We start from the raw sequence: 25,136 nt of genomic DNA on the forward strand, positions 1-25,136 counted from the left end.
AATATGGAAATGAAATGTGTCAATTTTATGAGTATATTGCGATAAATAGATGATAAGCGTATAATAAGCATTATATGTGAAAACGCATTATTAAAATAAAAAAATGTTTTATAAAAATGAAAAGGAAAGGGCAGGGATATGGGAGACGAAAATCAAGGATTTGCTAGACCACAAAGAAGAAAAAGGAAGTTTGACATTTCTAGCCCAGTTGGCATTATAGTAGGTTTTGCCATAGTAATAGCGGCAATTATGATTGGCGGCGGCGGAATAAAAGCTTTTAAAAACTTTTTAGATGTTTCATCTATTTTAATTGTCATAGGGGGAACTACAGCGACAATTGTTGTGGCGTATCGATTTGGAGAAATAAAAAAATATACGAAAAGTATTTTTACTGTTTTACATAGAAGAGAAGAAGATTTGGAACAGTTAACGGATTTGTTTGTTGATTTTTCGAAAAAGTCTAAAAAACACGGATTGCTTTCTTTAGAAGTTGATGGAGAGCAAGTAGACAATCCTTTTATTCAAAAAGGAATTCAACTTATGTTAAGTGGTTATGATGAAGAGGAATTAAAAGAAGTATTAATGAAAGATGTTGAAACGGAAGTGTATGAGTTACGAAAGGGAGCGACATTATTAGATAAAATTGGTGATTTCGCTCCAGCTTGGGGCATGATAGGGACTTTAATCGGTCTTATTATTATGCTTCAAAACTTGCAAGACACATCACAAATTGGTACAGGGATGGCAGTTGCGATGTTAACGACATTGTATGGATCAGTACTTGCAAATATGATTGCAATCCCTCTTGCTGAAAAAGTGTATCGTGGTATTGAAGATTTATATACAGAGAAGAAGTTTGTTATTGAAGCAATTTCAGAATTGTATCGTGGACAAATTCCTTCTAAATTAAAGCTGAAACTAGATACATATGTATATGAAACAAAGATGAAAAAAGTAAAACGAGCAGCCTAATATTGCAAGGAGTGTTATGGTTATGATGAAACGACCGCAAAAGGGATCGCCTCGTTGGATGACGACTTTTACAGATTTAACGATGTTATTATTAACTTTCTTTGTATTACTAGTTGCTACATCAAAGCAAGATACAGTAAAATTATCACAGATGCTTGAAAAGTTTAGTGACGTGGAGCAAGTTGATGCAAAAGTGATGGAAAATACAATACCAGATATTTCACATGAAAAAAATGATGAGAAAATGATTTCGAAAAAGCGAATGGATGACTTGTACAAAAAGTTAAAAGCATATGTAGATAGTAACGGTATTAGTCAAGTGAATGTATACCGAGAAGATACAGGAGTGAGCGTCGTTATAGTAGATAATTTAATATTTGATACGGGTGATGCGAACGTTAAACCTGAAGCGAAAGAGATCATTAGTCAATTAGTCGGGTTTTTTCAATCTGTACCAAACCCGATTGTTGTGGAGGGGCATACTGATAGTAGACCGATCCATAACGAGAAGTTCCCTTCTAATTGGGAGTTATCTTCAGCGAGGGCGGCTAATATGATCCACCATTTAATTGAAGTGTATAATGTAGAGGATAAAAGGTTAGCTGCGGTCGGATATGCAGACACAAAACCAGTCGTACCAAATGATTCACCGCAAAATTGGGAGAAAAACCGTCGCGTTGTCATTTATATTAAAGAATAGTATATTTTTATTTTAGTAATAAAATAATAAAAATACAGAAATTCTTTTAAAAAAATATTAAATTTTATCGTTTTATTTTGTATAATGAGTGAGAATGATAAGGTGAAATATTAAGATATATTTATACATAGAAGGAGAGAAACAAATAGAATGGCACATAAAATTTTAGTTGTAGACGATGCAATGTTTATGCGAACGATGATTAAAAACTTATTAAAAAGTAATTCTGAATTTGAGGTTATCGGAGAAGCAGAGAATGGAGTAGAAGCGATTCAAAAATATAAAGAACTTCAACCTGATATTGTAACATTAGATATTACTATGCCAGAAATGGACGGACTTGAAGCATTAAAAGAAATTATGAAAATTGATTCAAGTGCAAAGGTTGTTATTTGTTCAGCAATGGGACAACAAGGTATGGTATTAGATGCAATTAAGGGTGGAGCAAAAGACTTTATTGTAAAGCCATTCCAAGCAGATCGTGTAATCGAAGCTTTAACAAAAGTAGCAAATAGCTAATATAAAAGGGGTGCCACAAGGAATCAAAACAGTGATAACGGAAAGATGTGTGGCCCCCTTTTTTCTTGTTTTAAAACACTAAATTGTTATACATAAATGAAATGTTTGTTAGACAGGTAGGGGATGAAAATGCAAACAGATCTGTTAAATATATTTTTTGAAGAATCGGAAGAACATTTGCAGTCGCTAAATGAAAATGTGTTAATTTTAGAACAGAATCCTGCTGATATGGGTGTAGTAGGAGAAATATTCCGTTCAGCCCATACATTCAAAGGTATGTCTGCGAGTATGGAATTTACGGAAATGGCGGATTTAACGCATAAAATGGAAAACGTTTTAGATGAAATTCGTCATGGGAATATAGTAGTACATGCGAATATTATTGATGTGATTTTTGAGTGCATTGATAATTTGGAGAAGATGGTTGCAGATGTGCAACAAGGCGGAATGGGCAATATTGATGTAATTACAACTAAGCAGAAATTAGAAGCATTATTGAATGGCAATGTAGAAACTCCTGCGGAATATATTGAGCAAGAACCTATAAATAATGATGCAGTTTCGCATGAAGTGCATATAACAGTTGAACAGCAAGCTATTTTAAAAGCAGTACGTGCCATTATGTGTATTGAAGCGCTGCAAAATATAGGTGATATACAAAAAACAGTTCCTAGTATTGAAGAAATCGAAGCGGATGCTTTCGGATTTGAGTTCACAGTATTTATGAATACGGATCGTAGCGTAGAAGAATTAAAACAGGTAGTGCTTCATGTTTCTGAAATTGAGAAAGTACTAGTGAAACAAGGAGAATCTTTACAGGAAGTAGATTCGAAGTTTGCTATAGAAGAAATGATCCAATCGGATGTAGTTACGCAGGTCGAAGCCCCTATGGAGGCAGCAAAGCAACCAGCAAGTGCTACGACAACGAAAAGCGCTGCAAAAACGAAAAATGCTAAAGGTGAGAATCGTTCCATTCGTGTTCAATTAGAGAAAATCGAACGATTAATGAACATGTTTGAAGAAAGTGTAATTGAACGTGGGCGTATTGATGAATTGGCACAAACGATTCAAAACAAGGAGTTAATTGAGCATTTAAATCGATTAGGTGATATTTCAAAAGATATTCAAAATGTACTATTAAATATGCGTATGGTACCGATAGAAACTGTTTTCAATCGTTTCCCTCGTATGGTACGTATGTTAGCGAAAGATTTAGGGAAAAAAATCGATTTACAAATTTCAGGTGAAGACACTGAAGTCGATAAAATTGTTATTGATGAAATCGGTGATCCACTCGTTCATTTAATTCGTAATGCGATTGATCATGGGGTTGAAACTGTTGAACAACGCCGTGATGCAGGAAAAAATGAGACAGGTACGATTAAATTAGAAGCGTTTCATAGTGGAAATCATGTTGTTATTCAAATTACGGATGACGGAAATGGTATTCATAAAGGAAAAGTATTAGAAAAAGCGATTAAAAATGGTGTTGTAACAGAATCTGAGGCAAATAAATTAACGGATCGTGAAGTGTATGATCTCATTTTCCAACCAGGATTTAGTACAGCTGAAGTAGTATCGGATCTTTCAGGACGTGGCGTTGGATTAGATGTTGTAAAACATACAATTCATAGTCTAGGTGGGCATTTGATTATTGATTCAGAGGAAGGAAAAGGAAGTACATTTAGAATTGAACTTCCGTTAACGTTATCTATTATTCAATCCATGCTTGTTCAAACAAATGACACGCGCTATGCCCTACCTCTTGGTAACATTGTCGAAGCGATTCGAATTAAGAGAGAAGACATCCAATCCGTACAAGGAAAAGATGTGTTAAACTATCGTGATCAAATTATTGAAGTGAAGCATTTAAGTACTGTATTTGGTGAAAAAACAGTAGATGAGGCGTTTGGGTCATATGATAGTCAAATGGTTCCTGTGTTAATTGTTCGTAATACACATCGTAGCTATGGACTTATTGTAAACACAATTATCGGTCAAAGAGAAATAGTCTTAAAGTCATTAGGCGACTTCTTTGCAGATAGTTCAAACTATTTCTCTGGCGCGACGATTCTCGGCGATGGACGAGTGGTCCTCATTTTAAACCCAGAAGGTTTATAATAGGAATGAAGGAAAGCTCCCCACTTGTAAACAATTGGGGAGCTTTTTGTGAACTATGCAAATATAAGAAAATTAATATATAAATGGAAATAAATACATATTCATAATTAGTGTAGGAAGTTTGTTAAAATAGAATGAGTTAAAGTGTATTCATTTAATAGAAAAACAAAAATGAGGAGGCAGGAAAAATGCCTGAGCAACACACAAAAGGGGATACGAGCACAATTGTGCTAGATAAAGAAAAGGAGCTTTTAACGCCTCAAGAATGTGATATTCTTGGCGAAATCGCAAATATATCATTTGGCTCAGCTTCGACAGTATTATCAACAATTTTAAATAGGCAAGTAAGTATAACTGCTCCTCATGTAGAGTTAGTGGACTTATATGATACAAGTGATGTTGAGGTTCCTCATGTTGTATTAAACATTCATTTTACAAAAGGGTTAGATATGGAGAACTTACTTGTCCTTCAGCAAGATGTTGCTTTATCGATTGCTGATTTAATGATGATGGGGACAGGTGAAGTGGAAGAAGGGAAAGAGCTTGGCGAATTAGAGCTCAGTGCTGTACAAGAAGCGATGAACCAAATGATGGGATTCGCAGCGACGTCTATGTCGGAATTCTTCCAAGATACAGTAGACATGTCTCCGCCGACAATTAAAGTTGTAAAGCTATCAGAAGAGATGGAGAAAATCTCTGGAATAACTGGAAATAACACGGTTGTTAAAGTGTCATTTGACCTTAAAATAGATAATCTTGTAAACTCTAAACTTGTACAAATTGTTCCAGTTGAACATACGAAACAGATGATAAATAAATTACTACAATTGTCTGGTGAGGCGGAAGAGCAAGATGAGCCGGTAGAAGTAGTGGAAGCTGAGATTGTAGAAGAACATGTTGAAAAAGAGCAGTTAACGCAAGAAGAGAAAGATGTACTTGGGGAGATTGCAAATATTTCAATCGGTTCAGCCTCAACGGTATTGTCAACGCTATTAAATCAACCGGTTACGATTAGTACACCAAATGTAGAAGCGATTAATGTGCGTCATTATGACGGAGTACCAGTTCCTTTTGTTATTTTAAATGTTGATTTTGTTGAAGGCCTGAAAAATGAGAACGTATTCGTATTTACGAAAGATGTTGCTTTGACAATGGTAGATTTAATGATGATGGGAACGGGAGAGATTGATCCAGAGAAAGAGCTTAGTGAATTAGAACTGAGCGGTATTAAAGAAATCATGAACCAAATGATGGGGCATGCTGCAACAGCGATGTCAGAAATGTTTAAAGAAAAAATGGATATGACGCCGCCAGACGTTAAATTTGTCACATTAAAAGAAGAGATGGAATATTTGGGAGAAGCAATGGAAGTGGATGAGCTTGTCCAAATTACGTTTAATCTTGAAATCGGCGACCTACTTCAATCAAAAATGTATCAAATTTTACCAATTTCAGAAGCGAAAGAAATGGTAAGACGACTGCTATATCCAATGGTGGAAGCAGAAGAAGAAGAGATTGCTGAGGAAGAAATAGAAGAAGAGGTTGTAGAACCTGTTGTACAACCGATTGAATTTAAAGAAGTGAAACAAATTGAGCCAGTGTATATGGATACATCCATTCTACAAAATGTAGAAATGAACGTTAAATTTGTATTTGGAAGTACAGTGAAAACAATTCAAGATATATTAAGTTTACAAGAAAATGAAGCCGTTGTATTAGATGAAGATATTGATGAACCAATTCGAATTTATGTAAATGATGTATTGGTGGCATATGGTGAACTTGTAAATGTAGATGGATTTTTCGGAGTGAAAGTGACGAAATCACTATAAGGCGTTGAAATAGGAGTTTGAACAGGCGGATGAAAAACGTAAAGTTTTTTCTAATTTGCTGGCTATGCATACATGTGTGCTTGCTCTTCCCATTGCAAAGTCAGGCAGAAGAGCAAAATATGCCAGATCAAAATATAAATGAAGTGAATGTGCAAGAAGAAAACAAGGAAGTTCAAGAACAGCCAGAGCAAGTGGAAATGAAGCAAGATAAAGAGGAACAACAAGAAGCAAAAAATGAACAAGAAACCGAAAAAAAGATAGAGACGGATCAAGGGGTTATTACAGTAAATAAGCCAGAATTACAGGTTGGCGAAGAAGTTCGGATTATTGTAGAGCCAAAAGAGACAAATATTCAAAGTCTAAAAGGTATGTTGCAGTTGCCAAAAAACAGCGATCTGTATGAGCAAGAAAGAATACTATCTTTTAACTATGAAGAAGAAACGAAGCGATGGATTGCTAACTATAAGGTCGGGATTTTTGATTTGCAAGGTGATTGGAACCTGCAGCTTGTTCAAAGTTATAAAGAAAATGAGAAAGAAGAGCTTATAGAAAATGAAGTGAAAGTTCCTCTTATTCGTATAAATAATGAAACACCAACAATAGATAAAGAGTTGCCGAAGTTGCATAAAGTTACTGTTGACGAGGCGAAGGGTAACATAATTGAACGAAAACAAGGCGATCCTATGCATGTACGAGTGAAGGCGGCAGACGCAGAATCGGTTGTGAAAGAAGTTCGAGTTACATTAAAAGGGAAAGATAATAAAGAGATTACAATTTTATTAGATTACAATAAGCACGATATGGAATGGCAAAAAGTATTTGAAATAACGGATGCGTTGCCAATCGGCACATACGAACTACTTGTAGAAATAGTGGATGCGGCCGGCAATAAATTGGTTGAGGCAAGTGAGTATATCGTTTCTGTTTTGGAGAAAAAAACAGAAGAGGATAACAAGGTAGAAGAACGAGAGAAAGAAGATAAATTAGAAGATAAGAAAGAACCTGAGAAGCAGGAAGACTCGAAAGAAGAGGTTCCGCTACAGGAAGAAAACCCGCCAGTTGTCCAAATTCCGAAGCAAGAAGAGAAAATAAACGATTTTATAAAAGAGCCGCTGAAAGAGAACGAAGATATTACTTACTTTATAAAAGAGCCATTGAAGGATCATAAGGTGGTAAGTGATGGAAAGGCCCACAAAGAGAAAAAAAGTAGAAATGACAATGGAGTTGTTTCGAAAAAGAAAGAACAAATAGAAGAACCACAAAAGAAAAAGGAAGACAATGGCGAACAAGGAGTACAAGCTTCTAATGTGTTTGCGATTATGTCAGGGTTATTCGTATTGTTTTTAGTTTTAAAGAGTAATAAAGAATGGGGCTAATTATTTCACCGTAGTGGAGGCGCTTAAATGGAAATTAAACGTACGACAATTGAAAATAAGACGCTACAACCATTAAAACAGCCTGCAGCTATTTCAGAACATGAGATTCAAAAAGAACGAAAAGGTAGTAACCTAGTGTTTACTGGGCATTCCAAAATCATTATGAAAAATAATGAAATCGGAATTTTACTTGCTAGCTTAGGTGACGGAAAGATTGTGAAGGAAATGCTTTCTAAAGAGATGGATACAGTGTTACAACTTTTTAAAAAGTTACACACGCTATCTGGAGAAGGAAAGCAAACCGAAAAAATATATGAACAAATAATGAGAAGCTTGCAAGGGCTTGTGAAACAGGCACATATAAAAGAACTGCCTTTGTTAGATGGAACGTATGATTTCGCTGAAGTACAACTATCATTTGGTAGAAAGGTACATATTCCGTTACTAGATGTAAGTGCACTTCTTTCTAACGTGGAGAGTGATTCGTCAGAAGGAAATATAAATTTAATGGTAACGGTTATTACTGCGTATATAACGAAATTATCTAATGAAACCATTTTAATTAGTGTCACGGATCGCACAGTTAAAGAGCGGGATGCAAGTGTATGGAGAGCACTTGCAGAAATGAATATGACACAATTATCACAGGCGTTGAAACGAACGATGCAAGAACATAAATGGTCCATGACGTTTCTGTTTCTCTTTATATGGATTGTTTGTATTATTTTAATTCGAGTTATATAAGAAAATGAATGGCCCCCTGAATTGTGGACATGAAAAAAGTCACATGATTCGGGGTTTTGTATGTTTATAAGAGAGTCAACAAGAGAAAGGTATTTGCAAATTTTTCCGTCAATGGTGTAAAATTACACCGTTGACGGAATGTAATCAAAAAAGGGGGCGAAACTGTGAGAAAGTTAATCGTTATTATTCTAATAGTTTGTTTATACTGCTTTCCTTTTGTCTATTTTTCGATGTATCAAGACTTTGCTAACGGATCTATGATTGGGTATGTAATTATGGTGATAGGGACTTCGATTCTTGCTTTTTTCTCTAAACTTTTTAGCAATACAATTCCTTTTATTATAGGTAATATACTATCTATAATTATTTCATATTATTTTTTATACAAGATGGAGAGTGAGTTAGGGGTAAGCTGGCATCGGGGTTATTTTAAACCGTTTACGCCTTATCAATTATTACTATTAGTTAGTCTTTTGAATGTAATCCCGCAATTCCTCGTTATGATTTTGGTGAAAAAACATAAAAAAACAGGGTGAATTCGCCCTGTTTTTTCTATATTTTTTCGTAAAAGAATGTGTCAAAGCGCTGAAGATTGAATCGTTCGGGTGTTAAAATTTGTTCTGTGCTACCAACAAATAGCACACCGCCTTTTCGTAAAGAACGACTAAACTTTTCATACAGTTTGACTCTTGCTTCTTCTGTGAAGTAAATCATTACATTACGACAAATAATCAAATCGTAATTTGTATCGAACGACTGCATTAACAGGTCATGTTGTTTGAACGTGACGTTTTGCTTCATGTTTTGATGCAATGAATATATATCATCCTCTTTTGTGAAATGACGCTCTTTCAAATCGCTAGGTAATTCTTTTAAAGAACGTTCCGTATATTGACCACGTTTTGCAGTCTCTAAAATATGAAAATCAAGATCCGTTGCTAGTATTTCATAGCGAAATGGAGATAGATGTTTCGATAAAATTAAAGAGAGTGTATATGGCTCTTCACCGGCAGCGCAAGCGGCACTCCATACTTTTAATTTTCCGTTATTTTGTTCGAGTAATTTTGGCAGTGCTTTCGATTCTAACGTTTGCCAACGTTCTTTATTTCTAAAAAACTCTGAAACGTTTATTGTAATATAGTCAATAAAACTTAAAAATAAGCTTTGATCAGCACGTAAAGTACTTAAGAAAGTAGTGTAGTTTTCAAAGCCTTTTCTTGAAATAAAAGCATCGATTCTACGGCGCATTCTATCTTGTTTATACGAAGCGATATCCATATTGAATTGTTGTTTAAAACTCGCGATAAAATGATCATAATCTTGTTCAATTATCATATTTACACTGGGCACAATAATGATATTGTGCCGCCCCCTTTACATCATACGAATTTTTTGTTCAAAGCTTTTTTTCATTTGCTTTTCATGTAAACCTGGTAAATCATAAATAACAGCATCAATCCCAGCTTCTTTTGCAATATCAACGGGAATGACAGATGTATGTTTGTCTCCATTATAAAAACAGAGAACTAAATCGGTATCTTCAATAATTTGTTTAACAAAAAACATATAATCTGATCGGTAAATAGAGTCGGAAGGATGATCAAAAGCAACATAATCGGCTCCGTGTTTTTTTAAATAATCAACGATTTCTTGAAATTCATCTGTTACTGCTTGTAACGGTTGTAGCGTGTAAAGGCATAAATTTTGAGCGAGTCTTTCGTTTTCGACGAAAAAACGAAGTACCTCATTTTCAATAGATTTATAACATAATATGTAAATTTTATGCTTGTGAGCATAGTCAGTTAAAAATTTTTTAATTTCTTCTTGATCTAATGCTGTTAATTGATTTGAACCACAAAGAAAAATATTCATAGAATTGTGCCACCTCATGCTAAATTGTAACATATCTTCTATAAAAAATAACTGCAAAATATTAGTGTTCAGAGTATAATTATAAATAACTAGATTTTACGATTAACTTTAGGAAGAAATAAAAAAATAAATAGGTGATATATATGCTGCGTTCTATCTCGCATAATCCAATCTTATCGCATATACCGCCTGCTACTCAAATGCCGAAAGAAGCAAATGTTAGAACAGGACTTGCATTTTCGGATAATTTGCATGCAGATCCGAAAAAAGATAAATTGTTAGAACAAATGGAAGCGTTTGTTGATAATATTGGAGAAATTAAAGAGAAAATTGAAATGGAATTAACACTTGATAACGTAATGGAATACAAAAATACAGTAAAATCATTTTTGAATTTTTACGTTGATAATGTATTGCAATATAAAGATGTCATGTCTCGGCATCCGCGTTATGGATATTCACAAAAAATGACGATTGTGAAGCAGGCAGAAATGGGATTAAATGAATTAGAAGATGTTATGAATTTAATTAATACAAAAACGGGACATTTAGAAATGTTAAATCAAATTGGAGAAATCCACGGTTTAATTGTAAATTTAGTCTTGTAAAAGGGAAGGAAGCTATATGTATATACAATTATATGAAAAGCTCGTTATTATTCAAAAAGCATATGAAAACATTCAAGCGCTTGGGGAACAAATATATGAGAATTTAAAACATAAAAATGTAAATGCGGTTCAAAAACTGCAAGTAGAGCAATTGCAGTACATTGATGGTTTAAAAAAGTTATCAAATTCATTTGAAGAAATGGTTGTTCAGTTTTGTAAAGAACAGGGAGTTGAATCATTTCGCGTAAGTGCGTTATTTTCGTATTTTTCTCATGAAGAAATTGAAAAAATGGAAAAATTACAAAAAAAATTAACTGAATTAGAAGAGAATGTAAAAATGATTCTTTTGAAAAATCAATATTACTTAAACGTACTATTAAAAACTACAGAAAGTATTGTGGATTCCGTTTCTGAATATAACTTAGAACGAAACAATAATTCGCAAATCTTTATGAACGAACTATTGTAAAGGGGAAGTGAAGCATTATGAGATTATCTGATTATAATACCCCGTTATCAGGCATGTTAGCGGCACAAATGGGATTACAAACGACGAAACAAAACTTGTCTAACATTCATACACCGGGCTATGTGCGTCAAGCGGTGAATTTCGGTTCTGTTGGAGCGAGTAATGGGCATACGCCGGAACAGAGAATTGGTTATGGTGTACAAACGTTAGGTGTTGATCGTATTACAGATGAAGTGAAGACGAAACAATTTAACGATCAATTATCTCAGCTTGCTTACTATAATTATAAAAATTCTGTTTTATCAAGAGTAGAGTCTATGGTAGGAACGACAGGGAAAAATTCACTATCTAGTTTAATGGATGGATTCTTTAATGCTTTTCGGGAAGTTGCAAAAAATCCAGATCAATCAAACTATTACGATACGCTAATTTCTGAAACTGGGAAGTTTACAAGTCAGGTAAATAAACTAGCGAAAAATTTAGATTCAGTAGAAGCGCAGACGACAGAAGATATTGAAGCACATGTTAATGAATTTAATCGTCTTGCTGCTAGTTTAGCAGAAGCGAATAAAAAAATTGGGCAGGCTGGTACACAAGTACCGAATCAACTTTTAGACGAACGTGACCGCATCGTTACAGAAATGTCAAAGTACGCGAATATAGAAGTATCTTATGAATCTATGAATCCTAATATCGCAAGTGTTAGAATGAATGGTGTTTTAACAGTAAATGGACAAGATACATATCCGCTCCAATTAAATAAAACGAAAGAGCCAATGTCAGTTGAAATATATGGTTCGGAAATCCCTTTAACTAGTGGTGCAATAAAATCAGCGGTTGATATGAAAGGGCAGATTGCTAGTTATAAGAAAAATCTTGAAGACTTAATGAGTTCAATGAAAAATGAAGTAAATACAGTGATGGGAAAAGAATTCTTCGTTGGGGATTATGCGAAAGAGCTGAAGCTAAATCCAGAATTCGTAAATGATTTTTCGAAAATGAAAATATCTGCTGAGACTGCAAATAAACTGGCAGGAATTACAGATGACAATTATAAAGAAGGTCTTTCATATAAAAAAGCACTGGACCAATTTATCGTTAAGGTAGCATCTGATAAAAGTGAAGTGAATGGTTATCAAAAAATTCATGGGGATTTATTAGAAGGTATTCAGCAAGAAAAAATGAGTGTCGAAGGCGTGAATATGGAAGAGGAAATGGTAAATTTAATGGCCTTCCAAAAATACTTCGTAGCAAACTCTAAAGCTATTTCTACGATGAATGAAGTGTTTGATAGTCTGTTTTCGATTATCCGATAGGGAATAGAAATTGATTGAAAATAAGTAAGGAGGAGATAGAAATGAGAGTATCTACATTTCAAAATGCAAATTGGGCAAAGAATCAGCTAATGGATTTGAATGTGCAACAGCAATATCATCGAAATCAAGTAACTTCAGGGAAGAAAAACCTTCTTATGAGTGAAGACCCACTTGCAGCAAGTAAATCATTCGCGATTCAACATTCGTTGGCGAATATTGAACAAATGCAAAAAGATATAGCAGATTCTAAAAATGTGCTAAGTCAGACAGAAAATACATTGTCAGGTATTGTGAAATCTTTAACGAGAACGGATCAATTAACGGTACAAGCATTAAATGGACCAAATGGTGAAAAAGAATTAAAGGCAATCGGTGCCGAAATCGATCAAATTTTAAAACAAGTTGTATATTTAGCGAATACGAAAGAGCAAGGTCGCTATCTGTTTGGTGGAGATAGTGCAGAGCAGCCTCCATTTGCGGATGATGGGACATACCAAGGCGGCGAAAAAGATGTAATGTGGAAGCTAAATGATGGTTATGAAATTAAAGCGTTTCGTAAAGGTGAGGACTTACTAACTCCTGTGATTCAAACGTTAGTAAAGATGAAAGACGCGATGCAAAACGGTGATCAAAAAGCGTTACAACCGTTATTAGCGGAAAATAAACAAAACTTGGATAGTGTTATTAATCGTACAACAGAAGTAGGAGCAACGATGAATACTGTAGATACGTTTAAGACCATTTTAAGCGAGCAAAATTTAGCACTTCAAGAAAATCGTAAAGAAATTGAAGATGTTGATTTAGCGGTAGCAATTTCAGACTTAGCGTATATTAATGCGACGTATGAAGCGACACTTAAAGCGGTTAGCACGATGAGTAAAACGAGTATTTTAGACTACATGTAAACAATAAGGAGTGAGAAATATGGCAGGAACGTTAACCGGTATTGGCGGTAGACAACAGATTTGGAACCTCGGAAATAACATGATCGATACTTCTAATTTCGTTGAATTAGAAATGAATGCGTTAGATATGAGAAAAACGCCGTATACAAATGAAAAAAATAGCCTTTCACAAGATAAACTTTTATATACAAGTTTAAAATCAGAATTTAGTTCTTTCACGCAAACCTTTAAAAACTTAGCGGCTTTTAAAGGAAATGAGAAAAAGGTAACAACATCACAAGACGGTTATATTAATGTAAAAGCTGATGGCGGTGCGATTGCTGGAACTTTTAATATGACAATTACTCAACTTGCACAGCGTCATCAAATAGCTTCTAAAGAAATTGATGATATAGATGCGAAGCTTAATAGAGATGAAACATTAAAACTAGGCGGTAAAGAATTAAAAGTAACATCTGATATGACATACAAAGATTTAATTAATAAAATTAATGACGGGGATTACGGCGTATCAGCGTATACACTTGGAAATAAAATTTTTATGTCCTCAAAAAAAGAAGGTAAAGAAGGAGAAATTAATTTTAAGGACAACACATCTACATTGTTTCAAGATATAGGGTTAGCTAATGAGAGTGGCGTAGCGGTTAATGTAATTAATGAAGCGCAAAATGCTGAATATACGATTAATGGTATTAAAGGTAATAGTTCTACCAATACAGTTGAAGCCCTTCCTGGTGTGAAAATTGAATTGTTAAAAGTAACTGAGCAAAAAGTAGAAGAAAAACCAGATGGTGAAAAGACAGAGGTTGATCCAAAGACAACAGAGGCGAAAGCAAAAGGGATAGAACTGAAATTTACAGTAAGTGACTCAAACGTAACAGATGCATCAAATATTATTAAAAAGATGGTTGCGGATTATAATAAAGCTGTTTCTACAATAGATATCTTTGCTGGAAAAGGCGGAGCTTTCCAAGGGCAAACGATTATGCAAAGTGTACGCCAAGCGATGAATAACGTCGTAACATTTTCTCAAGATGGTAATTATTTATTCTCATTTGGTATTCAATTAAAACAAGATGGAACGATGGAAGTTAATGACGAAGCATTAACGAAAGCGTTAAAAGAGAAGCCAGATGCAGCGAAGCAATTTTTCTTTAGTTCTAACGGTTTAGGAAAAATGATGGAAGAACCACTTGATAAATTATTCGGTGATAAAGGTATAGTTGGAGAACGTGTGAAAAACATTGATTCACGTGTAAGTGATTTAGATAAGAAGATAAAAGACATTGAGTCACAAAATTTACAAAAGCAAGATGAAATCGTGAAAAAGTATCAAAAGCTAGAAAGTACATTAGCGGCGCTAGATAGCCAATTAAAAACAATTAAAGCAATGACAAAACAAAAAAGTGATGATTAATGAAAGTTGAGGAAGTGATCGTATGCAAGCATGGCAACGTTATATGCAAAATGATATTATGACGAGTAATCCGATTAAAAATACAATTTTTATTTATGAAAGATGTATTGTAGAGTTTCGTAATTTAGAAGAGCTTTTACATACTTTTAAACTACAAGAAGGGGATGCACTTCTTGAAAAGTTAGAACGTATTTTTGAAGAATTAAAGCTTCAATTAAATCCTGAGATTACGAAAGATTTATATGATAGTCTTTATGGTTTATATGACTGGATTAGCGTTCAAATTCAAATGATGAAAGTAACGCGAGAAGCGAAAGATATTGATGCGATTGTGAAAGTATTACAAGATTTAATAGACGGTTACCGCGGAGCACTTGAAAATGAACAATGATATTTATCGAGCATTTGTCGGCTGTTTTAATGAAATCGGTGAATTGCAAGTGTCAGATGGAGAGTTTGCTGAGAAGAGTGCGATGTTAAATCGCTGGATGATGACATTGGATGAAGAAACGCGCGCGAAAGTAGCCGCAGAAGTAAGCCCATTCATCATTAAGGCAGCACAGCATATTCGTGATAAGCAAAAGATTTTGGAAGAAATGATTATGACAAATGATGGTCGAATGAAAGCAAATTCATTTTACGGTAAATATTAATAATAATGTGCGGGAACGGATTCCTCTTTTTGAAAGGGGGTCCATTCCTTCATGTAAATAAAGAATTCCGCTGGTTGAGGTTTCATTTTATGACTGTAAAAAACAGGAGTAATCTAAATAATATAAAAATAACATGCGACTAGTCGTAAATATATTGAAATGTTATATAGATTACTACGCGTATACAGTTTTTTTATATTCTTTTTATATTTTTGTATTTTTCTAAAGACAACAATGTAAAAATGGAATAAAATATGTAAGGGTACATAATAGTTAATATTTTAATAAATACATATAGGAAATTAAATAATGAAGTGAAACTTCCATCAGTGGATCATTATGTTCAAAATGATAAGTTAAAAAGGAAGGGTGTGGAGTATGCCAGATTTAGTGAGTGATGTAAGCCATTATATGAATTATTTAGTGACGAAACGAAATACTGTTTCTAGTAATATTGCAAATGCGAATACACCTGGCTATAAAGCACAAGACGTTACATTTGCTGAGCAAATGAATAAGAGTAGTGCATTATATAAGAGTAATGCTGCAGATTTAAAAAGTAATCCAGATTTATATCAAACGAATGAAATGCACTTACCGACAGTAAATACGAAAAATACGTATGCAAAGATTCAAACGAAATCAATGCAAACGAATAAAGATGGAAATAGTGTGGATGTAACGACAGAAATGCTAGATTTAATGAAAGCAAACCAATTATATGGTATTTCAATTAACGCGATTAATACACAATACGCAATTAACCAAGCAGCGCGTGGACGTTAATAGTAGAAGGAGAGACAACGATGTTTCAGGCAATTAATGCAAGTGGATCAGGGCTAACGACAGCGAGAAAGTGGATGGAAGTTACTTCAAATAATATTGTAAATGCAAATACAACGGCAGCTCCGGGGGCAGATTTGTATGAGCGCCGTAGTGTAGTACTTGAATCAAATAATAGTTTTGCAAATATGTTAGACAGTGCACCTACTAACGGGGTGAAAATAAAAAGTATTGAAGCGGACAAAACTGAAAACTTAGTGTATGATCCGACGCATCCGCATGCTAATGAAGAAGGATATGTACGTTATCCGAATGTAGATGTGACTGCTGAAATGACGAATGTAATGGTTGCTCAAAAAATGTACGAAGCAAATACAAGTGTGTTAAATGCGAATAAAAAAATGCTTGATAAAGATTTAGAAATCGGCCGAGGATAAAGGGGGAATATGGGAAGATGAAAATTCAACCAATGTTACATACACAGCCATTTGGCGCGATTCAGTCAATTGGTGCACCGAAAACTTCAGAAACACCTGTAGTCGAGGGGAAAAAGTTTATCGATTTATTGGAAGATATGAATCAAACACAAAACAATGCACAAACAGCTGTATATGATTTACTAACAAAAGGGGTAGGAGAAACACATGACGTTTTAATTCAGCAAAAGAAAGCTGAATCTCAAATGAAAACGGCTGCTCTTGTACGTGATAATCTTATTGAAAATTATAAGTCACTAATTAATATGCAAATTTAGGAAAATGGACGGGTGTGTTTAAATGGAAAAGTTAAGAAATGTTTTCCAATCGTTAAAAACGTGGCATAAGTTAGTCATTGGTGCTGCGCTTTTAGCAATTGTAACAGGAGCACTTTTATACTTCACCTTGCCAGATAAATATGTTGTTGTATATCAAAATTTAAATGATACAGACAAGCAAGAGATTACAGCAGAATTATCGAAGCTAGGTGTCGATTACCAATTAGCAGCCGATGGTTCGATTCGTGTGCAAAAGAATGATGCTCCATGGGTTCGAAAAGAAATGAATGGAATGGGCTTACCGTTTAATTCAAAAAGCGGTGAGGAAATTTTATTAGAAAGCTCGCTCGGTTCAAGTGAGCAAGATAAAAAAATGAAGCAAATTGTCGGTACAAAAAAGCAATTAGAGCAAGATATTGTAAGAAACTTTGCGGCGATAGAAACGGCAAATGTTCAAATTACATTACCTGAAAAAGAGACGATTTTTGATGAAGAAAAAGCAAAGGGGACAGCAGCGATTACGGTTGGTGTGAAGCGTGGCCAACTATTAACGGCTGATCAAGTTGCGGGTGTACAGCAAATGATTAGTGCGGCAGTTCCTGGTGTAAAAGCCGAAGAAGTGAGTGTTATTGATAGCAAAAAAGGTGTTATCTCAAAAGGAGCAGATGAAGCACATTCTAGTAGTTCTTCTTCTTATGAGAAAGAAGTAGAGATGCAACACCAAATTGAAGGTAAATTAAAGCAAGATATCGATGCAACGTTAATGACGATGTTTAAGCCAAATGAATATAAAGTGAATACGAAAGTATCTGTAAACTATGATGAAGTTACACGTCAGTCTGAAAAGTATGGCGATAAAGGTGTACTTCGTAGTAAACAAGAGCAAGAGGAAAGCTCTACTGCGCAAGAAGGTGCAGATGCGAAGCAAGGTGCTGGTATTACAGCAAACGGTGAAGTGCCAAACTACGGTACGAACAATAATCAAAATGGCAAAATCGTCTACGATAATAAAAATGGTAACAAAATCGAAAACTATGAAATAGATAAAACAGTTGAAACGATTAAGAAACATCCAGAATTAACGAAAACAAATGTTGTTGTATGGGTAGATAATGATACGTTAGTAAAACGAAGAATTGATATGACAACTTTCAAAGAAGCAATTGGTACAGCAGCTGGACTTCAAGCTGATCCAAATGGAAACTTTACAAATGGTCAAGTTAATGTGGTAACAGTTCAGTTTGATCAACCGAAAGAAGAGAAGAAGAAAGAGCCAGAAGCAAGTGGTATGAACTGGTGGTTAATCGGTGGAATTACAGGAGGCGTGTTAGCGCTCGTTGGTCTATTATGGTTCTTCTTAGCAAGACGTAAGAGAAAGAAAGAAGAAGAGGAATATGAAGAATACTTAGCAGAAGAGGAAGTTGCTGCAAGTAGTGAAAGTATTATGGAAATTCCTGAAGAGAAAATAGTAACAGAGCCAAAAGTAAAACTTGAACCAGAAGAACCGAAAGAACCGACGTTAGATGAACAAGTGCAGGATGCTACGAAAGAACATGTAGAAGGTACTGCAAAAGTAATTAAAAAATGGTTAAACGGACAGTAAGGGAGGAACAACGATGTTAGATGAAATCTCCTCCAAAGAAAAAGCTGCCATCCTCATTCGTACATTAAATGAAGAGGTGGCAGCGAAAGTCATTGAATATATGACGGCTGAGGAAAAAGAAGTGTTACTTCGTGAAATCGCGAAGTTTCGTGTATATAAACCAGAAACGTTAGAGAATGTACTAGGGGAATTTTTATATGAACTAAATGTAAAAGAATTGAACTTAGTCACTCCGGATAAAGAGTACATTCGTCGCATATTTAAAAATATGCCAGAAGATGAGCTGGAAAAATTATTGGAAGACCTTTGGTATAACAAAGATAATCCATTTGAATTCTTAAATTCACTTACAGATTTAGAGCCACTTCTTACAGTGCTGAATGATGAATCGCCACAAACAATTGCAATTATCGCTTCTTACATTAAACCGCAGCTTGCTTCGCAGTTAATTGAGAGATTACCAGATCATAAGCGAGTAGAAACGGTAATGGGTATTGCGAAACTAGAACAAGTTGACGGTGAACTCATTAATCAAATTGGTGAGTTATTAAAAGCGAAATTAAATAATATGGCATTTAGTGCAATTAATAAAACAGATGGCTTAAAAACAATCGTGAACATTTTAAATAACGTTTCACGAGGCGTTGAAAAAACAGTCTTTCAAAAGCTGGATGAAGTTGATTATGCTTTATCTGAGAAAATTAAAGAAAATATGTTTGTCTTTGAAGACTTACTTGGTCTTGAAGATCTTGCGCTTCGCCGTGTACTAGAAGAAATTACAGATAACGGTGTCATTGCAAAAGCACTTAAAATTGCAAAAGAAGAAATTAAAGAGAAACTATTTACATGTATGTCTTCAAACCGTAAAGAGATGATTCTAGAAGAATTAGATGGCTTAGGACCGCTTAAGATGACGGATGCTGAGAAAGCGCAGCAAACAATTACAGGTACGGTGAAAAAGCTAGAGAAAGAAGGAAGAATTATCGTTCAAAGAGGTGAAGATGATGTCCTTATTTAAAAACAGAATTCCGAAGAATTCTGTTTCTTTTTCTGAAGAAACGTATGAATTACAATTTCCAAAACCAATACTAGCTCACGTAGAAGAAGAAATCCAAGTAGATCATGAAGAACTTCTTGCACAGCAACAATCATTACATGTTGAACTCAATCAGCTAAGGCAAGAACAACAAATGTTAGAGCGAGAACGTCAACAGTTATTACAGGATCAAGAACAATTTCGAATGCATGTTCAGCAACAGATGCAAGAGATAGATTCAGCACATATGCAGTTTCAAAAAGATCAACAAGAAACAGCATACGAATGGATGGAATTGTTATGGGATCAATCTTTTCAACTAGCAGAAAAAATTGTGAATCAAGCTGTAGATGCTAGATTACTTGATGTGTTACCTATATTAACGGGCATCGTTCAAACATTGCCTACCTCTTTTGAAAAATTAGTCATTACCGTACATCCAGAAACATTTGAACGTATTCAAGAAGAGAAGGAAAATACGAAAGAGTATTGGTTACTACAATTAGTAGAATGGAAATACGATTTCTCCTTACAGTTCGGTGAATTTGTTCTAGAAGAAGAGAAAGAGTTTTTTGAATTTAAATTTGCACCTATATTCGCGAAGCTTCGCCAGAAATGGGAAGAAGAGAAGTTGTTTGAGGAGCAAAACGTATGAATCGACTGTTAATGAATGAAAACCAAAAATGGAATACATTTATTGAAACGCCGTTTTATACGAAAGTCGGTAAAGTTCATAGTGTACAAGAGCAGTTTTTCGTAGCGAAAGGGCCAAAGGCGAAAATAGGTGATGTTTGTCTAGTTGGAGAACATAGCGTCTTATGTGAAGTAATTGCGATTGAAAAAGAAAACAATATGTTACTCCCATTTGAACAGACAGAAAAAGTATGTTACGGAGATTCCGTTACATTAATTGCTGAAGATGTTGTTATACCCCGTGGTAATCATTTACTCGGAAAAGTATTAAGTGCAAATGGCGAAGTGTTAAATGAGAACACTGAAAACATACCAGTGCAAAAAATAAAGTTAGATGCTCCGCCTATTCATGCATTTGAACGGGAAGAGATTACCGATGTATTTGAAACTGGAATTAAATCCATTGATTCTATGCTAACAATTGGCATCGGTCAAAAGATTGGTATTTTCGCTGGATCAGGTGTTGGTAAATCTACTTTACTCGGAATGATTGCGAAAAATGCAAAAGCTGATATAAACGTTATTAGTTTAGTAGGAGAACGTGGCCGGGAAGTAAAAGACTTTATTCGAAAAGAATTAGGTGAGGAAGGTATGAAGAAAAGCGTCGTTGTTGTAGCGACGTCAGATGAAAGTCACCTTATGCAACTCCGCGCAGCTAAGCTTGCAACATCTATCGCTGAATACTTCCGAGACCAAGGCAATAACGTATTACTTATGATGGACTCTGTTACTCGTTTTGCTGATGCACGTAGAAGTGTTGATATTGCCGTTAAAGAGTTACCGATCGGTGGTAAAACACTCTTAATGGAAAGTTATATGAAGAAGCTGTTAGAGCGCTCTGGGAAAACACAAAAGGGGTCTATAACAGGTATTTATACTGTACTCGTTGATGGAGACGATTTAAACGGTCCTGTCCCAGATTTAGCACGTGGTATTTTAGATGGACATATTGTATTAAAACGTGAACTTGCAACACTCAGTCATTATCCTGCTATTTCAGTGTTAGACTCGGTAAGTAGGATTATGGAAGAAATTGTTTCGCCAACCCATTGGCAACTAGCAAATGAAATGAGAAAAATTTTATCTATTTATAAAGAAAATGAATTATATTTCAAATTAGGAACGATTCAAGAAAATGAAGAAAATGCTTATGTTTTTGAATGTAAAAATAAAGTAGAAGGTATAAATTCATTTTTAAAACAAGGTCGATCAGATCGTTTCCAATTTGATGATATCGTTCAAGAAGTGCACCATATAGTATAAGACCTCGCACCTGCAGGTCTTATTTTTTTGTTTTTTAATATTTCACAGATTTTTTTGTAAAAAAACTATATAATAGAAAAAGAGAGCGTTATAATAGGAAGGGGCTATGAAAACAGGTGGATAAGCAGCAGTACGACACGATAAAATTGCAAATAAATCAAGAAAAAGAACAGATTTTGAAAGAAGTGTATGAATTAACGGCTGAAAAAAGAAAAATAGAACAAAAAAAAGAATATGATTTATATGTTGTGAAATCGCGTAGTAAAGTTGTACAAACTGGGCAACGTATTATGGCTGGGATGCTATCCTCACATACGTTTTCACCTGAAAGAATAGAAGAATGGAATCGGAAAATTAAAAAAACAGAAGATTTTATTCGAAAAAATGAAAGCCTTTTAGAACAAGTAAAAGAAAAAGAACGTGTCATTGATGAGATGTATCAAGAAGATTGTAGAAAGCTTGCAAAAGTACGAGAAAAGCAGGAAGAAAAAATGCTTCTTGATTTGAAAATGTGTATGAATGGATGAGGTGAATATAGTGATACAGTCTGTATTACCGGTGCAACAAAGTTTACCTCCGCAAAAAGAAAAAGGGCTAGAAGTACAATCCAAAAGTGAAGATTCTTCATTCGATCGTGCGATGAGGATGGAAAATAAACAGCAGCCGAAAACGGAGAAAACAAAGCGAGAAGATGCACCAGAAGATAGAAAAGAAAACATTCTTTCTAAAAAATCGGCAACGAAAGAAGAGCCTAATGTAAAGAAAGAAGAAAAAAAAGAGACAGAACAGTTATTATTAGCTGTATCTGAGCAAATGGTTGCAATTGAGCAATTACGTGTGCAGCCAGAATTGTTATATCAATACATACAAAAAATACAAGAGCTGTATAAAGAATATGGAAATATAAAACTTAACGAATTACCCGCAGGTGAATTACAACAATTACAAGAACTCCTTTCCAATATGAATATCAAAAATGCTATATGTTTAGAAGATACAATGCAAATGATATTAGATAAAGTGAAGATGCCTGAGCAAATGATGCAAGTATTGAAAGCGGTAGAAACAGAGACTTGTAATATTGCCAAGAAACAAGAAGAGTTCAAAGACTTAGATGTAGATCTTCCGAAAGCTGAGAGCGAGGATGTAAAGATAGAGTTGCCAGAAGGTGATGTATTCAACGATTCAAATTCTGCGGGTGCGGAGTTATTAAATAAAGCGACGAGTACTGATCATATAGGAAAATCCAATAGTGGCGCTGAGAAAGTTTCATTGCCTGACTTAGGAAAGAAAATGGAAGCACAAGTAGAGGCACTACAAAAGTTTGTAGTGAAACAAGAACGTGTTTTATTTCAGTTAAATCCAGAAAAACTCGGTACATTAACAGTGTTTATGAAAAAACATGGAGATCAAATTGATGTTCACATAGAAATGGAAAAACACGATGCGAAAAAACGTGTTGAAATCATTTTTGATGAATTGAGATTGAAGTTAAAAGAAAAAGAAATCAATATTCAAATTAGCTATTCAGATAAAGATGAAAATCGTAAAGAGCAGCGAGAGCAAGAACAAAGGCAAAAACAACAATTAACAAATACGAAACATGAGAAACAAGAATCAAAAGAATTTGCGGGATTATTGGAGGAATAAAGCGTGCCAACAGTTGGATTAAATGCAACGAGTACAAATCATATTCCATTGCAAGCAGGAGTGCAGAATAGGAACGCATCTGTTAATGGTGCACAACCGGCAGTAGGGCAAGCAAATGGAGTTTCAGCAGGAGAACAAAAGACTCCTGGTGTAATGGGGAAAGATGATTTTCTAAAATTGTTTTTAGCGAGTTTTCAACATCAAGATCCATTTAATGCGATGGATATGAATCAAATGATGAACCAAACAGCGCAATTATCTCTTATGGAACAAGTGCAGAATATGACGAAAGCAGTAGACTCTTTAAAAACGACAATGTATTCAACAGCACTTGATGGTGGAATGAAGTTTTTAGGGAAGTATGTAAGAGGTGTTGACGGTGATGGCAAAAAAGTCACTGGCCAAGTAGAGACAGTTCGCCTCGCAGAAAATAATGAGGTACAGCTCGTTATTGATAATAAAGTTGTATCTCTTCGTTTCGTTGAGAGAGTGTCTGACAAACCAATTGGAGAAACAAATCCAGAAGATGCGAAAAAAGACGAGCAAAAAGGTACTGAAGAAGTAAAAACTATAAATTCATAAGGAGTGTCCATACGTTATGATTAAAGCGTTATATACAAGTATTACAGGAATGAATGCAACACAAAATGCATTAAGTGTAACTTCAAATAATATCGCCAATGCACAAACGGTTGGTTATAAAAAACAAAAGGCTATGTTTGATGATTTACTATATAACAATTCTATTGGTTCAAAAGGTGACAATAAATATGCTGGAACGAATCCAAAAAGTATCGGTAACGGTGTGAAAATGAGCGGAACGGTTACAGACTATAGCGACGGAACAATTACGTTAACTGGTGGTAAAACACAAGCGGCAATGGAAGGGAATGGTTTCTTCGTAGTAGGTGATTCAACAGGCGGGAATATGGAATTTACTCGTAAAGGTACGTTTGGGATATCTTCAGATTACTATATTACGAATACAGAAGGTCAATACGTATTTGCATACCCTGCAAACCAAGCAACAGGTGAAGTTGATTTATCTGGCATTCCAGGACCATTGCAAATCCCGATGGGAACAGCAATTGGTGGTATTCAAACAACGAAGGGTACAATTAAAGGGAATATCCCGGTGAATGAAAGTAAAATTACGCAAGATTTACCGTTTTATGATGATGCCGGTAATACATGGACGATGCGTGTAGAATTTACGAAAACGAATGACCACGAGTATACGTATAAAGTGCAAAGACGTAATGACTCGGCAAAAGATCCAAAGTTTGAAGAGGTTACAGGGGCAGGTTCAACAGGTACTTTGAAATTTAATAGCGTTGGAAATCCAGACCCGGTACAACAAGGAGCAGCTATCCCGTTTAACGGCGGAACGATAAATTTAGATTTTAGTAAATTAACAAACCATCCGACAGATAAAACATTATCCGTAACAGATGTAGACGGTAGAGCAGCAGCAACTGTTAAAGATTGCTTTATTGCTGACGGTGGATACGTAATGGTAAAATACTCTGATGGAAGTATGAAGTCAGCTGGTCAATTAGCTGTTGCGATGTTCCCGAACGAAGGTGGACTAATGAAAACAGGTAATGGTAACTATACAGCGACGAATACAACGGGTATTTTAGCACTTGGTGCATCTGGTCAAAACGGTGCAGGTAAAGTACGTGGTGGTGCGCAAGAAGGTGCAAACGTAGATTTATCTGTAGAATTTGTTGATTTAATGTTATACCAACGCGGATTCCAAGGAAATGCGAAAGTAATTAAAGTATCAGATGAAGTATTAAATGAAGTTGTAAACTTAATTCGATAATATATAATAAAGAAAAATCGTA

The 25,136-nt window shown here is 34.9% G+C and carries 27 protein-coding genes and 1 pseudogene; 26 read left to right on the forward strand and 2 right to left on the reverse strand.

Features of this window, described 5'->3' with window-relative positions; all coding sequences use genetic code 11:
* Positions 1-138: 138 nt before the first annotated feature.
* From MR113_RS02055 to MR113_RS02090, 8 genes are all read left to right on the forward strand, one after another.
* Positions 139-972, forward strand: coding sequence for a flagellar motor protein MotP (locus MR113_RS02055; protein ID WP_097843325.1), 834 nt, complete (start codon positions 139-141; stop codon positions 970-972).
* Positions 973-994: 22 nt separating this feature from the next.
* The gene (locus MR113_RS02060) at positions 995-1,672 is read left to right on the forward strand and encodes an OmpA family protein (RefSeq protein ID WP_242250798.1); all 678 of its coding nucleotides are present in this window, start codon (positions 995-997) and stop codon (positions 1,670-1,672) included.
* A gap of 150 nt (positions 1,673-1,822) precedes the next feature.
* On the forward strand, positions 1,823-2,191 hold the full coding sequence (locus MR113_RS02065) for a response regulator (RefSeq protein WP_000940577.1): 369 nt from the start codon (positions 1,823-1,825) through the stop codon (positions 2,189-2,191).
* A 129-nt stretch (positions 2,192-2,320) separates the two neighbouring features.
* Positions 2,321-4,312: a chemotaxis protein CheA gene (locus MR113_RS02070; RefSeq protein ID WP_242250799.1), complete on the forward strand. Its 1,992-nt coding sequence runs from the start codon at positions 2,321-2,323 to the stop codon at positions 4,310-4,312.
* A 188-nt stretch (positions 4,313-4,500) separates the two neighbouring features.
* Positions 4,501-6,144: a flagellar motor switch protein gene (locus MR113_RS02075; protein ID WP_242250800.1), complete on the forward strand. Its 1,644-nt coding sequence runs from the start codon at positions 4,501-4,503 to the stop codon at positions 6,142-6,144.
* 29 nt (positions 6,145-6,173) lie between these two features.
* Positions 6,174-7,520, forward strand: a complete 1,347-nt coding sequence (locus MR113_RS02080) for a transglycosylase (RefSeq protein ID WP_242250801.1) — start codon at positions 6,174-6,176, stop codon at positions 7,518-7,520.
* Between the two features lie 27 nt (positions 7,521-7,547).
* A complete protein-coding gene (locus MR113_RS02085; protein WP_242250802.1) occupies positions 7,548-8,264 on the forward strand; it encodes a hypothetical protein in 717 nt (238 codons plus the stop codon).
* A 164-nt stretch (positions 8,265-8,428) separates the two neighbouring features.
* Positions 8,429-8,800, forward strand: coding sequence for a hypothetical protein (locus MR113_RS02090; protein ID WP_242250803.1), 372 nt, complete (start codon positions 8,429-8,431; stop codon positions 8,798-8,800).
* Between the two features lie 16 nt (positions 8,801-8,816).
* Here MR113_RS02090 and MR113_RS02095 read toward each other — a convergent pair whose 3' ends face one another.
* Together MR113_RS02095 and MR113_RS02100 are read right to left on the reverse strand one after the other, a co-directional pair.
* Positions 8,817-9,599 (reverse strand): CheR family methyltransferase, encoded by a 783-nt coding sequence (locus tag MR113_RS02095; protein ID WP_242250804.1) that lies wholly within the window; start codon positions 9,597-9,599, stop codon positions 8,817-8,819.
* Between the two features lie 39 nt (positions 9,600-9,638).
* Positions 9,639-10,136 carry a flagellar motor switch protein FliG gene (locus MR113_RS02100; protein ID WP_242250805.1) on the reverse strand — a complete coding sequence of 166 codons (498 nt, stop codon included), beginning with the start codon at positions 10,134-10,136 and terminating at the stop codon, positions 9,639-9,641.
* A gap of 143 nt (positions 10,137-10,279) precedes the next feature.
* On the opposite strand from MR113_RS02100, the gene MR113_RS02105 reads away from it, so the two are divergent.
* The 18 genes and pseudogenes from MR113_RS02105 to MR113_RS02190 all read left to right on the forward strand — a co-directional run bounded on the left by MR113_RS02105 (position 10,280) and on the right by MR113_RS02190 (position 25,114).
* Positions 10,280-10,744: a YaaR family protein gene (locus MR113_RS02105; RefSeq protein WP_000946323.1), complete on the forward strand. Its 465-nt coding sequence runs from the start codon at positions 10,280-10,282 to the stop codon at positions 10,742-10,744.
* Positions 10,745-10,760: 16 nt separating this feature from the next.
* Entirely contained in the window at positions 10,761-11,213 is a 453-nt protein-coding gene (locus tag MR113_RS02110; protein ID WP_242250806.1) for a hypothetical protein, read from the forward strand.
* 17 nt (positions 11,214-11,230) lie between these two features.
* Positions 11,231-12,529, forward strand: coding sequence for a flagellar hook-associated protein FlgK (flgK, locus tag MR113_RS02115; RefSeq protein WP_242250807.1), 1,299 nt, complete (start codon positions 11,231-11,233; stop codon positions 12,527-12,529).
* A 41-nt stretch (positions 12,530-12,570) separates the two neighbouring features.
* Positions 12,571-13,434 carry a flagellar hook-associated protein 3 gene (locus tag MR113_RS02120; RefSeq protein ID WP_242250808.1) on the forward strand — a complete coding sequence of 288 codons (864 nt, stop codon included), beginning with the start codon at positions 12,571-12,573 and terminating at the stop codon, positions 13,432-13,434.
* Between the two features lie 19 nt (positions 13,435-13,453).
* The gene (locus MR113_RS02125; RefSeq protein WP_242250809.1) at positions 13,454-14,851 is read left to right on the forward strand and encodes a flagellar hook-associated protein 2; all 1,398 of its coding nucleotides are present in this window, start codon (positions 13,454-13,456) and stop codon (positions 14,849-14,851) included.
* A 22-nt stretch (positions 14,852-14,873) separates the two neighbouring features.
* The gene (locus tag MR113_RS02130) at positions 14,874-15,242 is read left to right on the forward strand and encodes a flagellar export chaperone FliS (protein WP_151035364.1); all 369 of its coding nucleotides are present in this window, start codon (positions 14,874-14,876) and stop codon (positions 15,240-15,242) included.
* Positions 15,232-15,504, forward strand: coding sequence for a flagellar biosynthesis protein FlgG (locus tag MR113_RS02135; protein ID WP_073517849.1), 273 nt, complete (start codon positions 15,232-15,234; stop codon positions 15,502-15,504). The genes MR113_RS02130 and MR113_RS02135 overlap by 11 nt, the downstream gene beginning before the upstream one ends.
* A 314-nt stretch (positions 15,505-15,818) precedes the next feature.
* Positions 15,819-16,290, forward strand: a pseudogene (gene flgB / locus MR113_RS02140) (flagellar basal body rod protein FlgB).
* Between the two features lie 20 nt (positions 16,291-16,310).
* Positions 16,311-16,724, forward strand: coding sequence for a flagellar basal body rod protein FlgC (gene flgC, locus MR113_RS02145; protein WP_000484677.1), 414 nt, complete (start codon positions 16,311-16,313; stop codon positions 16,722-16,724).
* 17 nt (positions 16,725-16,741) lie between these two features.
* Positions 16,742-17,041 carry a flagellar hook-basal body complex protein FliE gene (fliE, locus tag MR113_RS02150; RefSeq protein WP_063263686.1) on the forward strand — a complete coding sequence of 100 codons (300 nt, stop codon included), beginning with the start codon at positions 16,742-16,744 and terminating at the stop codon, positions 17,039-17,041.
* A 22-nt stretch (positions 17,042-17,063) separates the two neighbouring features.
* The gene (fliF, locus tag MR113_RS02155; protein WP_242250810.1) at positions 17,064-18,644 is read left to right on the forward strand and encodes a flagellar basal-body MS-ring/collar protein FliF; all 1,581 of its coding nucleotides are present in this window, start codon (positions 17,064-17,066) and stop codon (positions 18,642-18,644) included.
* Between the two features lie 13 nt (positions 18,645-18,657).
* On the forward strand, positions 18,658-19,662 hold the full coding sequence (fliG, locus tag MR113_RS02160) for a flagellar motor switch protein FliG (protein WP_000883369.1): 1,005 nt from the start codon (positions 18,658-18,660) through the stop codon (positions 19,660-19,662).
* A complete protein-coding gene (locus MR113_RS02165; RefSeq protein WP_242250811.1) occupies positions 19,649-20,335 on the forward strand; it encodes a FliH/SctL family protein in 687 nt (228 codons plus the stop codon). The genes fliG and MR113_RS02165 overlap by 14 nt, the downstream gene beginning before the upstream one ends.
* On the forward strand, positions 20,332-21,636 hold the full coding sequence (locus MR113_RS02170) for a flagellar protein export ATPase FliI (protein WP_242250812.1): 1,305 nt from the start codon (positions 20,332-20,334) through the stop codon (positions 21,634-21,636). The genes MR113_RS02165 and MR113_RS02170 overlap by 4 nt, the downstream gene beginning before the upstream one ends.
* A 116-nt stretch (positions 21,637-21,752) precedes the next feature.
* Entirely contained in the window at positions 21,753-22,163 is a 411-nt protein-coding gene (locus MR113_RS02175; protein WP_000360875.1) for a hypothetical protein, read from the forward strand.
* A gap of 10 nt (positions 22,164-22,173) precedes the next feature.
* On the forward strand, positions 22,174-23,286 hold the full coding sequence (locus tag MR113_RS02180; protein WP_242250813.1) for a flagellar hook-length control protein FliK: 1,113 nt from the start codon (positions 22,174-22,176) through the stop codon (positions 23,284-23,286).
* Between the two features lie 3 nt (positions 23,287-23,289).
* Complete coding sequence (locus tag MR113_RS02185; RefSeq protein WP_242250814.1) at positions 23,290-23,868, forward strand: flagellar hook assembly protein FlgD; 579 nt, start codon at positions 23,290-23,292, stop codon at positions 23,866-23,868.
* Positions 23,869-23,884: 16 nt separating this feature from the next.
* Positions 23,885-25,114 (forward strand): flagellar hook protein FlgE, encoded by a 1,230-nt coding sequence (locus MR113_RS02190; RefSeq protein WP_242250815.1) that lies wholly within the window; start codon positions 23,885-23,887, stop codon positions 25,112-25,114.
* Positions 25,115-25,136 lie beyond the last annotated feature (22 nt).

The sequence above is a fragment of the Bacillus cereus group sp. BfR-BA-01379 genome, from assembly GCF_022663605.1.
Classification (GTDB): Bacteria; Bacillota; Bacilli; order Bacillales; family Bacillaceae_G; genus Bacillus_A; species Bacillus_A mobilis.